Source organism: Sphingopyxis sp. RIFCSPHIGHO2_12_FULL_65_19 (genome assembly GCF_001830555.1).
Taxonomy (GTDB): domain Bacteria; phylum Pseudomonadota; class Alphaproteobacteria; order Sphingomonadales; family Sphingomonadaceae; genus Sphingopyxis.
The window spans coordinates 15,509-27,254 of sequence record NZ_MIAM01000045.1 but is presented as its reverse complement, the minus strand read 5'-3'; the positions used below and the strand labels follow the sequence as shown (position 1 = coordinate 27,254).

The window sequence follows — 11,746 nt, the reverse complement described above, 5'->3', positions numbered from 1 at the left end:
CCTTGTGATGCGCGAGGCACCATTTCGCCATGATGCTGCCGCCGCGCGACACGATGCCGGTCATGCGCTTCGCCGCGAGCGGGACGTAAGGCAGGCGGACCCCGGCGTGGATGGTGAAATAGTCGACGCCCTGTTCGGCCTGTTCGATCAGCGTATCGGCGAAAATCTCCCAGGTCAGGTCCTCGGCGACGCCGCCGACTTTCTCCAGCGCCTGATAGATGGGGACGGTGCCGATCGGCACGGGCGAATTGCGGATGATCCATTCGCGCGTGTCGTGGATGTTGCGCCCGGTCGACAGGTCCATGACGGTGTCGGCGCCCCAGCGGATCGACCAGACCATCTTGTCGACCTCGGCCGCGACGTCGGATGCGACCGCGCTGTTGCCGATATTGGCGTTGATCTTGACGAGGAAGTTGCGGCCGATCGCTATCGGTTCGGATTCGGGGTGGTTGATGTTGCTGGGGATGATCGCGCGGCCGCGCGCAACCTCGTCGCGGACAAATTCGGGGGTGACATAGTCGGGGATGCTGGCGCCGAAGCTTTCGCCGTCGCGGCGGTATTCGGACAGGCGTGCGCGGCCGAGATTTTCGCGCTCGGCGACATATTCCATCTCGGGCGTGATGATGCCGCGGCGGGCATAGTGCATCTGGCTGACGTTCGCGCCGGGCTTGGCGCGGAGCACCTTCTGACGGACGTTGGGGAAGGCGGGGACGCCGCCTGAACGATCCGGGCCGAGCTGGCCGTTATCCTCGGGGCGCACCTCGCGCTGCGTCACTTCCTGGACGTCGCCGCGGCCGACGATCCAGTCGCGGCGGAGTTCGGGCAGGCCCTTGGCGATATCGATCGTCGCATTGGGGTCGGTGTAGGGGCCGCTGGTGTCGTAGACGCGGACGGGGGGCTCGCCGCTGTGCGGGTCAAGGTCGATTTCGCGCATCGCGACGCGGATGCCGCTGCCGGTCTGGGTCGCGACATGGATCTTGCGGCTGCCCCTTATGGGTCCGGTGGTGACGCCGATCGGGGTTGCGGCGCTCTTGTCGAGGCGGGAATCGATGTCGGCCATGTGCAGTCGCTCCGTTGGTTATCGGAGCGAGAATGGGGATTCCTGCCCATTGAACCGTGGCGCGGAATACCGACCCTCCCTCCGCCGGTATTATCCGGATCAGGTTCAACGGGTCGCGGTCTATTCCGCTCTCAACCGGCCATTGCAGACGCGGCTCCCCGGGGATGGGCGCAGTCTAACGACCGTGGCCGTAAAGTCACCCGCCAAATTGATGCCGCACTGCAACATGGACGCGCGAAACTGTCATCGTCCTGTCGCCCCGGCGACGCGGTAACGACGCGAACAGGCGTCACAGCGGCGAACGAAGCTGTCGTTTCGCGTTCCCGATAACATTCAAAACAAAAAGGTCTCTCCCATGGCTCGCTCCGTCCGTGCGTTTTCCCTGCTGCTGCTCGCCGCCACCGCCACCCCCGCGCTGGCGCAGGCCGACACCGCGCCCGTCGCCGACGATGCGGCCGCGCCGGGCGGCGATATCGTCGTCACGGCGCAAAAGATCGAACAGCGCCAGGTCGATGTGCCGATCACCATTTCGGCGACCAGCGGCGCGCAGCTGCGCAATCTGGGCATCAGCGACCTCGACGAGCTGTCGAACTATGTGCCGGGGCTCAACATCCAGGAACAGAGCGCCAACAATCCCGGCGTCGTTATTCGCGGCATCACGTCGGACAGCGGATCGGCGCAGCAGGCGGCGCGCGTCACGCTCTATTATAACGGCACCGACATCTCGCGCTCGCGCGGTTCGTATCAGGCGATTTACGACGTCGACCGGATCGAGGTGATCAAGGGGCCGCAGGCGACGCTGTTCGGCACCGCGTCGGCGGTCGGCGCGATCAGCATCATCTCGGCGCGGCCGAAACCCGGCTTTTCGGGCGAAGTGAATGCGAGCTATGGCAATTTCGACGCGATCACGCTCGGCGGCTTCATCAACCTGGGGTCGGACAAGATCGCGGCGCGTGTCGCCGCCGAATGGAAACAGCGCGACGGCTATGTCCGCAACCTCGCCGCGGGGCAGGGGGATCTGTATGCGCAGGACCAGCTGGGGGTGCGCGGATCGCTGCGGCTGACGCCGACCGAAAATTTCACCGCCGACCTGATCCTGACCTATGACCGCCAGCGCCACAGCGGGACGCCGTTCATTTCGGGCACCTATCCGACCGCGTCGGGGCCCGCCGATCCGTTCGGCGACGCAGCGCTCGGCGGTTCGCCCTTGTCCGAAAGCGCGCTGGGTGCGGCGAAGCTGGGCCTGACGCGCGACGTCTATGACGCCAATCTGACGCTGGGCTGGGAGGTCGCCGACGATTGGACGATCACGATGATCAACAGCTATCGCGATTTCGATTCGCTGGAGATTTTCGACGCCGACGGCAGCGCCGCCTGGTATCTGGAATTTGCCGAGGATTCCAAGGGATGGCAGTATAACCACGAGACGCGCTTTTCCTATAATGGCGACGATTTCCGCGGGTCGTTCGGGTGGAACGGCTTTGTCGAGGACGGGTCGCAGGTCGTGCCCTTTTCGAGCGAAGAGGGGATTTTCCTGCAATGCGCGGCGCGGTTGATCCCGAACCTGCCCTGTATCGCCCCTGACGGCAGCGTCGCGGCGGCGGCCGCGACCGGCATATTGACCGGCGGCGCGGCGACCGCGATCCCCTACAGCTCGACCTTCGGCAATATCGGCAAGAACCAGAGCTATTCGGTGTTCGCCGACGGCACCTGGATCGCCAGCGAGGCGCTGGAAGTGACCGCGGGCGTGCGCGCGCTGATCGAAAAGCGGCGGTCGGGCTTTTTCGCGGTGGTGCCGCGCTCGGTCATTTCGGGCGGCGCGTCGCTGATCCCGGGGCAGGTCGATACCGGCGGCCAGACCTTTTACAGCGAGGATAGTTTCCAGGCCTTCCTGCCCCGCTTCAACATCCTTTATCGTTTCGGGGGCGGCTTCAATGTCTTTGCCACCGTGTCGAAGGGGCGGCGCTCGCCGACGGTCAACCTGGGCGCGCGCAGCACGCCGACCGGGCCGGTGCCGAATGTCAGCGCGATCGCCGAAGAGAATGTCTGGAATTACGAGGTCGGGTTGAAAGCGTCGCGCGGCGGCTTTTCGGGCTCGCTGGGGGTTTATTACCAGACCTATGACAATTTCCAGGTGTCGGTGACCCAGCCCAATGGCACGACGATCACGCAGAGCGCGGGCACCGCGAGCAATCTGGGGGTCGAGGCCGAGGCGAGCTTTGCGGTCAGCGACTGGTTCCGGCTGTTCGGCAATGTCGGCTGGATCGACGGCGGCATCGACAACAAGGCGGCGAACGGCGTGTTCGCGGGCGACCGTTTCCGCCTCCAGCCCGAATGGCAGGCCGCGGCCGGGTTCACGATCAATGCCGATCTGGGCGGCGGGATGCGCATCTTTGCCACCCCGACGGTGACCTATCGCAGCAAGATTTTTTTCGAGGTGCCGAACAATCCGCTGATTGCCCAAGATGCGGTGACGCTGGTCAATGCGCGGGCGGGGGTCAGCTTCGCGGACGACCGCTTCGAGATCGCGGGCTTCGTCCGCAACGCGACCGACGAGGATTATCTGCTCGACGCAGGCAACACCGGCGGCGCGTTCGGCATCCCGACCTTCATCCCCGCCGAGCCGCGCATGTATGGCGTGCAGCTCGTCGGGCGCTTTTAAGCGCGGCGTCGCTCGGCTATCGTCCGTGCCGCGGCGGCAATCGTCGCGGCACGGACGCGGGAGGCGGCGATGACGGCATGGCTGACGTTGGGAGCGGCGATCCTGCTGGCGGCGGCCGGCCCGGCGACGCGCGCCGATGAGCTGGGCTGGCTGGCGGGCGACTGGGTGAGCGAGGATGGCGAGCGCTGGACCGAGGAAAGCTGGGCGGCGCCGCGCGGCGGCATGATGATCGGACACAGCCGGTCGGGGCGCGGCGAGCAATTGCGCGCATATGAGTTCATCCGCATCGCGCCCGGCGCCGATGGCGCGCTTGCCTATATCGCGATGCCGCAAGGTGGGGCGCCGGTGGCGTTTGCGCTGGTGCGGCACGACGGAAGCAGCGCCACCTTTGAAAATCGCGCGCATGATTATCCGCAGCGCATCGCCTATGCCCGCAGCGGCGAGACGCTGACCGCGACGATTTCGCTGATCGACGGATCGAAGCCGATGCGCTGGACCTTTCGCCGCCGCTGATGGCGGGCATCGACGAAAGCGACAGGGCGACTTTCCAAGATGGAAAATCATCACTTGCCAATGTGGAAAGTTATGCCTATGACTTTCCACATTGGAAAGCATGGAGGCAAGTGATGGATCCGATCGAAGCCCAGGCGGCACTCGACAGCATGACCGCGGCGCAGCGTGAGTTCGCAGCGAGCGGGCCGAAATATCCGTTCTGGCGGCATGTTGCTTTTGCCGCGGTGATGGGTGCCATTGTATTAAGCCAAGGGTTCGGGCCACCGCTTCAGATCGTGCTGTTCATATTGGCGATGGCGGCGGTGGCGTGGCTCGTCGTCGACGACCGGCGGCGTTACGGGGTGTTCGTCAGCGGGTATCGCAAGGGGCGGACGCTGGGCGTGACGCTGTTGATGGTCGTGCTCCTGCTCGCCGCGATGGGCGCCGAAATCTATGCGCGGATCAACGACCTGTCGTTGGCGGTGAAGCTGGGGATTGCAGGCGGGGCGTTCGTTGTCGCGCTGGCCGCCAGCCTGCTTTGGACGCGTATCTATGACCGCGAATTGCAAGACGGGGCGGCGTGACGATGGACGGCATCGATATGCTGCTGCACGCGCCAGCGCGGCTCCAGATCGCGGCGCTGCTTGCCAAGGTGACCGAGATGGAATTTGCCAAGCTGCGCGAGCTGTTGAAGGTCAGCGACTCGGTGCTGTCAAAGCATCTCGCGGCGCTGTCCGACGCCGGTTATGTCGCCTTGCGCAAGGCCGCCGAAGACGGGCGGCAGCGCACCTGGGCCTCGCTGACCCGCGCCGGGACACGCGCCCTCGATCGCCACGTCGCCGCGCTGCGCGCGATTGTCGCGCATCTGCCCGCTGCGGCCGAATAGGGCGACGCCGCGCGTGACCAAGGCAGGGCGGCTTTTCGCGATCATCGACAGCTTGCGCCGACGCCGCCGGCCGGTGACCGCCGAGGCGTTGGCCGGGGAACAGGGCGTGTCGGTGCGCACGCTGTATCGCGATATCCAGGCGCTGGTTGCGCTGGGGGCGCCGATCGAGGGCGAGGCCGGGGTCGGCTATGTGCTGCGCCCCGGATTTTTCCTGCCGCCGCTGATGTTCACCGTCGACGAGCTGGAGGCGCTGGTGCTCGGCGCGCGCTGGGTCGCGGGGCGGCAGGACGGGGCGCTGTCGCGCGCCGCGGGGCTGGCGCTCGCCAAGATCGCGGCGGCAAGCCCCGATGCGCTGCGCCAGCGGATCGACGAAGCCGGGCTGTGGCCGGTGCACAGCCGCTGGCGCGAAAGCGACGCGCCGCTGCTCGCGACGGTGCGCGCAGCGATGCGCGCCGAGAAGGTGCTGCACATCGATTATGCCGACGAAAAAGGCGCGGCCACCGAGCGCGCGATCTGGCCCGCCGCGCTCGCCTATTTCGAGGACAAGCAGATCATCGCTGCCTGGTGCCTGCTGCGCCAGGATTTCCGCAGCTTTCGGATCGACCGGATCGGCGCGGCGCGGATCGGCGAGGCGGGGTTCGGGCGGCGGCGCGCGGTGCTGATGGCCGACTGGTGGCGGCAGACCGGGTGGGACGACGCCTCCTGACATCTTCTGTCAGGAGGCTTCGCTACATCGCTTCGGGCGAAGGCGGCCGGAGCCGCCGCCAACCGGAGGACAGGAAATGCTGAAGACCCATCATGGTTCGTGCCACTGCGGCGCCGTCAAGTTCGAGGCCGACATCGACCTCGCTGCCGGGACGGGCAAATGCAATTGTTCGATCTGCACCAAGAAAAGAAACTGGAGTGCGCAGATCAAGCCCGACGCCTTTCGCCTGCTGACCGACCCCGCGGGTTGCGGCGACTATCAGTTCGGGTCGAACAGCGCGCATCATATCTTTTGCAAGACGTGCGGCGTTTCGCCCTTTGGTCACGGCTATGTCGAGGAGATCGGCGGCGCCTATTATTCGGTGTCGATCGCGTGCCTCGATGATTTGACGCCTGCCGAAATGGCCGCGCTGCCCGTGCAGTATATGGACGGCGCCGACAATCTTTGGTGGAACCCGCCCGCCGTCACCGCGCATCTGTGACCACGGTGCGGCCGCCGATACAAATGAAGCCCGCCGGCAAGCCGGCGGACTTCAAGAGAGCAAGATGGCCTTGGTTCCACCTTCCTCGGGTCGCATCCCCTTCATGGCCGATTCGGTCGCTTCATTCGCTACCCACCTGAGTAGGAGGAATGTTTTTTTCGCTTTGTCGCATAGGGCTTGCCATTGGCGGCGCGCTCCTATCAGATATTCGCGCTGCCGCACTTCTTTGGGGGGAAGTCTATGCAGGGCGAGCCAGAACCACGTTTTCCGGCCGACCATAATGCGCCGGCCGAATGGGATGTGCTCAACGCGCTGATCGGCGAAATCTATGACTCGGTGCTCCATCCCGAAAGCTGGAACGAAACGCTCGCGCGGATTACCGGCGCGCTCTGCCCGCTGAGCTGGGAAGCGGCGTTCGTCCTGTGGGAAGGAAATAATCCCCCGGCCGCGCGCTTCGTCGCCGCGACCGGGCTCGCCGCCGGGGTGCAGGAAATCTACACCGCCGTCTATGCCGGCCACCATCCCTGGTCGCGCAAGCTGATGCGCTATGGCAATGGCAGCGTCATCGACAGCAACGATATCATGACCCGCGAAGAGTTTATGGAAACCGAATTCTTCCGGAATTTCCTGGCGCCATGGGGGATCGACCGGATGATCGCGGTGCTGCTCGACCGGCGCGGCAACGAACGGCTGGGGCTGATGCTCCCCGGTCCCGGCGACCGCGACGTCGAACGGTTGAAACGGGGCCTGCGCGTCCTTGCCCCGCATATCCAGCGCGCGATGCGGATCAGCGACCGCATTGCCGCGCTCGATCTGGCCGCGGGCGCCGCGCGCGCCGCCGCCGACGCAGCGCCCTTTGCGATTTTCAGCCTCGACGACCAGCTGGGCATACTGGCTGCGAACGCTCGCGCCCCGCGATATGAAAAGGCGGGCTTTATCCGCACCCAGCAAGACCGTTTTGCCTTTGCGCATCCCGCCAGCCAGAAGCGGCTGCTCGACCTGGTCAAACGTCCCGATCCCGCGGGCATCGCCTTTCAGGCGCTGGCGGCCTCGGGCGCCGAATGCCCCGTGCTTGTCGCGCGCGTCACGCGCCAGTCGGCGCAGCAGCTTGGCGGGGCCCGCCTGGGGGCGTCGCTGATCGTCACGCTCGGCAGCGCGCCGGGCGAGACGCCGGTGGTCGAAATCGACCGCGTCGCGCAATGGTTCGGGCTGACCCCGGCCGAAGCCCGCCTGTCGGTCGCGCTCGCCGCGGGCGACACGCTGCGCGACTATGCCGCGCTGCGTGCCGTCAGCCTCAACGCCGTCCGCTTCCTGCTCAAGGGCATTTTCCGCAAGACCGGGGCGACCAGCCAAGCCCAGCTCGTCGCGCTCCTCGCGCGCCTGCCAACCGCGCCGGGCGATTGCTGACATCGCATCATCACGTCGGCACTGGACAGAATAGCTGCCGCTTCGCTACCCGCGCGCCATGGGTATCAACGCAACGATCATGAACACCGCCACCGGCCAACCGATCCAGAAAATGAGCTTTGGACGGATGCCGAAACCATGGGCCAGCTTTAACCTTGCGACGGGCGAGCTCGTCACCGCCGAACGAATCGACGTCGAAAAGCCCGCCCCGGGCAAGTTCGCCGCGACGGTGAATGTGTGGGTGACGGTCAAGCCGAAGGGCTGATCCCCGGCGGATCGGCCGGCGGGGTGTGGCGCAGGATCTTGTCCATCGCCTTGCCTTTGGCGAGTTCGTCGATCAGCTTGTCGAGATAGCGGATCTCGCGCATCAACGGGTCTTCGATCGTCTCGACGCGAATGCCGCAGATTACGCCGGTGATCAGCGACCGTGCCGGGTTGAGGGCGGGCGCGCGACCAAAGAAATCCTCGAAATTCACACCTTTCGCCAGTGCGGCCTCCAACGCCTTTTGGCTATAGCCCGTCAGCCAGCGAAAAACCGCATCGACCTCGGCCTTCGTCCGTCCCTTTTTCGCCGCCTTGGCGATATAATGCGGATATACGCTTGCGACGCTGATCGAATAGATGCGGTGCCCGGCCATATCATCCTCCCCCGGCACGATAGGGCGTCGGCGCCCGATCGTCACCCTTGCGTCTGTTCGGGGCGCGGCGCGGCAGCGTCCTGGCGTTTCCAAACATCCGCGACCGCACGACGCAAATAAAAAGGGCGGCCCGAGGCCGCCCTTTCCATTGCGTCGTCTTGCCGATCAGTCCTGATGCGGCTGGATGTTCACGGCCGCGAACTTGCCGCGGTCATCGACTTCGATATCGAACGCGACGCGGTCGCCTTCGTCGAGGCCGGCCATGCCGGCGCGCTGCACCGCGCTGATGTGGACGAAGGCATCGGCCTGTCCATCGTCGCGGGCAATGAAGCCGAAGCCCTTGGTCGTGTTGAAGAATTTCACCGTGCCCGAGGTGCGTTCACCCGTGAGCTGGCGCCGCCCGCGGGCACCGCCCGGTGCGCCGCCGGGGCGCTCGCCGCGATCGTCACGGCGCGGAGCAAATTCCTCGACCGGCATCGGTTCGCCTTCGATCTTCAGATCGATGGCCGACACCTTGCCGTTGCGTTCGACGAGCGTGAAGCCGAGCGGCTGGCCCGAAGCGAGACCCTGGAGGCCCGCCTGTTCGACCGCGCTGATGTGGACGAACACGTCTTCGCCGCCATCGTCGCGGGCAACGAAGCCGAAGCCTTTCGCCGGGTTGAAGAATTTCACCGTGCCATTGCCCTCGCCAACGACCTGCGCCGGCATGCCGCCGCCGCGTCCGCCACCGAAGCCGCCGCGATCACCGCCGCCGAAACCGCCGCCGCCGCCGCTGCGGTCGCCACCGCCGAAGCCGCCGCGATCACCGCCGCCGAAGCCGCCACGATCGCCGAAACCGCCGCCGCGGTTGCCGCCGCCATAGCTGTCGCCGCCGTAGGGTGCAGGTTCGAAGCTGTCGAAATTGCCGAAATCATCGCGCTTGCCGCGCCCCCGCTGGCCGCGGCGATCCTTGTTGAAACTCATTGTCTAATAGTCGCTTTCGGTTCGTCCATACCCCATATGATCGGCGCCTTGCGCCGGACGGAGACGCAGTTCACCATGGGCACAGACTCGCCCCGTGCCTCTAACGGCGCAATATATAGCCTAAATGAACCGCATCTGCGAACGGAAAATGCAAGGCGATGATTGGAACGGGACGTGCATTGCCGCGTCGGCGCGGCAGGCGGTCGAGGGGGACGCAAACCAGTCATTGAGCGGCAGGTCGGCTTCGCCTAAGGCGGGCGGATGACTGTCCATTTCCACGAAGAAGATCTGCCCGAGGGCGTGCTGGGTTCCGGCGCGGTCGCCATCGACACCGAAACCATGGGGCTCAATCCGCTGCGCGACCGGCTGTGCCTCGTCCAGATCAGCGACGGGTCGGGCGACGAGCATCTGGTGCGGTTCAAGCCCGGCAGCACCTATGACGCGCCGGTGCTGAAGGCGATATTGACCGACCCCAACCGTTTGAAACTGTTTCATTTTGCGCGGTTCGACATTGCGGCGCTGCAACAGGCGCTCGGTGTCGTGACGGCGCCCGTTTACTGCACCAAGATCGCATCGAAGCTGATCCGCACCTACACCGACCGCCATGGGCTGAAGGAACTGGTGCGCGAATTGCTGGGCCAGGAAGTGTCGAAGCAGCAGCAGTCGAGCGACTGGGGCGCCGCCGAGCTGAGCGATGCGCAGCGCGACTATGCGGCGAGCGACGTCCGTTTCCTGCACGCGATGAAAGAGATTCTCGACGCGCGGCTGGCGCGCGAGGGCCGCACCGGGCTGGCGCAGGCCTGTTTCGATTTCCTGCCGACGCGCGCCGCGCTCGACCTGGCCGGCTGGCCCGAAACCGATATTTTCGCGCACAGCTGAAAGTGATTCGCACAAGGCTTTGATGGATGTCCGAACGCGCCGATCTTGATCGCACGATGCGCCAGCTGTGGGCGACCAGCGAGTCGAGTCACGACCGGCTGGTCCGCATCCTGCGATTCGGCTTGCCGCTGGTGATCGGCGTCGTTGCCGCGGTGCTCGTCTTTTCGCCCTTTACCCAGCGCGCCGAAATCAGCTTTCTGTTGTCGAAGGACAAGGTCGACATGGCGAGCGAGCGGATGAAGGTGACGCGCGCCGAATATCGCGGCCAGGACGCGAAGGGGCAGCCCTTTGCCCTGCTCGCGGGCAGCGCGGTGCAGAAAAGCTCGGCCGAACCGATCGTGCGGATGACCGACCTGTCGGGCGCGATCAAGCTTGCCGACGGGCCGGCGACGATCGTCGCGCGCGACGGTGCCTATAATATGGAAACCGAAAAGGTCGCGGTGCCGGGGCTGGTGCAGGTCAAGAGCGCGAACGGATATCGTATCGACGCGAGCAATGTCGCGGTCGACCTCAAGACACGCAGCCTGATGGGACAGGGCGGCGTCACCGGCAGCCTGAACATCGGTCAGTTTTCCGCCAACCAGCTGACCGCCGACCTCGACCAGCGGGTCGTTCGCCTGGAAGGCAATGCGCGGCTGCGGATCAATCAGGGAGTGCTCAAATGAACCGCTTTTGGACCATGAAGAGCATGACGCTCGCCGCGGCGGGCTTTGCCCTGACCAGTCTGGCGCTGCTGTCGGCAGGCACCGGCGGCGATGCCGCGCAGGCGCAGGCGCTCGCCAACCACAACAGCAACGCGCCGGTCGATTTCGCCGCAGGAAGCATCGAGGTGCAGGACCGCGCCGACCGCGTCGTGCTGGCGGGCAATGTCCGCGTGACGCAGGCGGGGCTGACCGTCACTGCGCCGCGGATGACGGTGGCCTATACGCGTTCGGGCGGCACCGACGTCAACCGGCTCGACGCGACGGGCGGCGTCACGGTGGTGAAGGGCGACGAGTCGGCCAAGGGCAATGTCGCCATCTATGACCTCGACCGGCGGCTGATCACGATGGTTGGCAATGTCGAACTGCGCCAGCGCGGCAACAATCTGCGCGGCGGGCGGCTGGTGATCGACCTGACGAGCGGCCGCGCGACGGTCGACGGACGCGGCGCGGCGCGCGGACCCGATGGCAATCCGATAACGGGCGGGACCGGCGGGCGTGTCACCGGCACCTTTACCGTACCGGAAAGAAAGCAGTAACCACGCCGCTTTACCGGGCCGCAACCACGCGGCTTCACCATGGGCATCGGGACCAGATCATAGCGGTGCCGGGGGGCGACGCCGCGTAACGTGAAAGCTGCCCCCATGCGCTTTTCCCCGCTTGTCCCGCCCCGTCGCCCCCTGTTCGGCCGCCGGATCGAGCCGCCCGCGGCGATCATCCCGACCCCGACGCCCGAAGAACGCCGCCTGATCGACCGTTTGCTGCGTCGCGCAGGGTATCGCGATTCGCGGTAGGCGAGAGATCAAGCTGACGCCGCGCACACCGGCATAACCGACTCCGTCATCACCAAGCGCGCTTGGCGTTCCACGCC

At 65.8% G+C, this 11,746-nt stretch carries 15 protein-coding genes and 1 riboswitch; of the genes, 12 read left to right on the top strand and 3 right to left on the bottom strand.

The features are described 5' to 3' along the window. The coding region (locus A3E77_RS12910; protein ID WP_293646562.1) for a phosphomethylpyrimidine synthase ThiC at window positions 1-1,060 on the bottom strand (1,060 nt) is incomplete at its 3' end. Window positions 1,061-1,119: 59 nt separating this feature from the next. Continuing rightward, window positions 1,120-1,231: riboswitch (TPP riboswitch) on the bottom strand. Window positions 1,232-1,415: 184 nt separating this feature from the next. On the opposite strand from A3E77_RS12910, the gene A3E77_RS12905 reads away from it, so the two are divergent. The 8 genes from A3E77_RS12905 (at window position 1,416) to A3E77_RS12870 (ending at window position 7,959) form a co-directional block, all read left to right on the top strand. Beyond that, window positions 1,416-3,722 (top strand): TonB-dependent receptor, encoded by a 2,307-nt coding sequence (locus tag A3E77_RS12905; protein WP_293646560.1) that lies wholly within the window; start codon window positions 1,416-1,418, stop codon window positions 3,720-3,722. Between the two features lie 69 nt (window positions 3,723-3,791). Then, window positions 3,792-4,235, top strand: a complete 444-nt coding sequence (locus A3E77_RS12900; protein ID WP_293646558.1) for a DUF6265 family protein — start codon at window positions 3,792-3,794, stop codon at window positions 4,233-4,235. Window positions 4,236-4,348: 113 nt separating this feature from the next. Then, window positions 4,349-4,798 (top strand): hypothetical protein, encoded by a 450-nt coding sequence (locus A3E77_RS12895; RefSeq protein WP_293646556.1) that lies wholly within the window; start codon window positions 4,349-4,351, stop codon window positions 4,796-4,798. 2 nt (window positions 4,799-4,800) lie between these two features. Then, complete coding sequence (locus A3E77_RS12890) at window positions 4,801-5,100, top strand: transcriptional regulator (protein WP_293646554.1); 300 nt, start codon at window positions 4,801-4,803, stop codon at window positions 5,098-5,100. A 13-nt stretch (window positions 5,101-5,113) separates the two neighbouring features. Next, the gene (locus tag A3E77_RS12885; protein WP_293646552.1) at window positions 5,114-5,806 is read left to right on the top strand and encodes a helix-turn-helix transcriptional regulator; all 693 of its coding nucleotides are present in this window, start codon (window positions 5,114-5,116) and stop codon (window positions 5,804-5,806) included. A gap of 76 nt (window positions 5,807-5,882) precedes the next feature. Beyond that, window positions 5,883-6,287 carry a GFA family protein gene (locus tag A3E77_RS12880; protein WP_293646550.1) on the top strand — a complete coding sequence of 135 codons (405 nt, stop codon included), beginning with the start codon at window positions 5,883-5,885 and terminating at the stop codon, window positions 6,285-6,287. Between the two features lie 240 nt (window positions 6,288-6,527). Then, entirely contained in the window at window positions 6,528-7,694 is a 1,167-nt protein-coding gene (locus A3E77_RS12875; protein ID WP_293646548.1) for a helix-turn-helix transcriptional regulator, read from the top strand. Between the two features lie 58 nt (window positions 7,695-7,752). Next, window positions 7,753-7,959: a hypothetical protein gene (locus A3E77_RS12870; RefSeq protein ID WP_293646546.1), complete on the top strand. Its 207-nt coding sequence runs from the start codon at window positions 7,753-7,755 to the stop codon at window positions 7,957-7,959. Here A3E77_RS12870 and A3E77_RS12865 read toward each other — a convergent pair. Both A3E77_RS12865 and A3E77_RS12860 read right to left on the bottom strand, forming a co-directional pair. Then, complete coding sequence (locus tag A3E77_RS12865) at window positions 7,943-8,332, bottom strand: DUF2200 domain-containing protein (RefSeq protein ID WP_293646544.1); 390 nt, start codon at window positions 8,330-8,332, stop codon at window positions 7,943-7,945. The genes A3E77_RS12870 and A3E77_RS12865 overlap by 17 nt on opposite strands. A gap of 165 nt (window positions 8,333-8,497) precedes the next feature. Continuing rightward, window positions 8,498-9,295: a cold-shock protein gene (locus A3E77_RS12860; protein WP_293646542.1), complete on the bottom strand. Its 798-nt coding sequence runs from the start codon at window positions 9,293-9,295 to the stop codon at window positions 8,498-8,500. 261 nt (window positions 9,296-9,556) lie between these two features. On the opposite strand from A3E77_RS12860, the gene A3E77_RS12855 reads away from it, so the two are divergent. The 4 genes from A3E77_RS12855 to A3E77_RS12840 all read left to right on the top strand — a co-directional run bounded on the left by A3E77_RS12855 (window position 9,557) and on the right by A3E77_RS12840 (window position 11,669). Then, window positions 9,557-10,174, top strand: coding sequence for a ribonuclease D (locus A3E77_RS12855; RefSeq protein WP_293646540.1), 618 nt, complete (start codon window positions 9,557-9,559; stop codon window positions 10,172-10,174). A gap of 26 nt (window positions 10,175-10,200) precedes the next feature. Continuing rightward, the gene (lptC, locus tag A3E77_RS12850) at window positions 10,201-10,839 is read left to right on the top strand and encodes an LPS export ABC transporter periplasmic protein LptC (protein ID WP_293646538.1); all 639 of its coding nucleotides are present in this window, start codon (window positions 10,201-10,203) and stop codon (window positions 10,837-10,839) included. Beyond that, window positions 10,836-11,414, top strand: coding sequence for an LptA/OstA family protein (locus A3E77_RS12845; protein WP_293646536.1), 579 nt, complete (start codon window positions 10,836-10,838; stop codon window positions 11,412-11,414). The genes lptC and A3E77_RS12845 overlap by 4 nt, the downstream gene beginning before the upstream one ends. 105 nt (window positions 11,415-11,519) lie before the next feature. Continuing rightward, window positions 11,520-11,669: a hypothetical protein gene (locus tag A3E77_RS12840; protein WP_293646534.1), complete on the top strand. Its 150-nt coding sequence runs from the start codon at window positions 11,520-11,522 to the stop codon at window positions 11,667-11,669. Window positions 11,670-11,746: the final 77 nt, after the last annotated feature.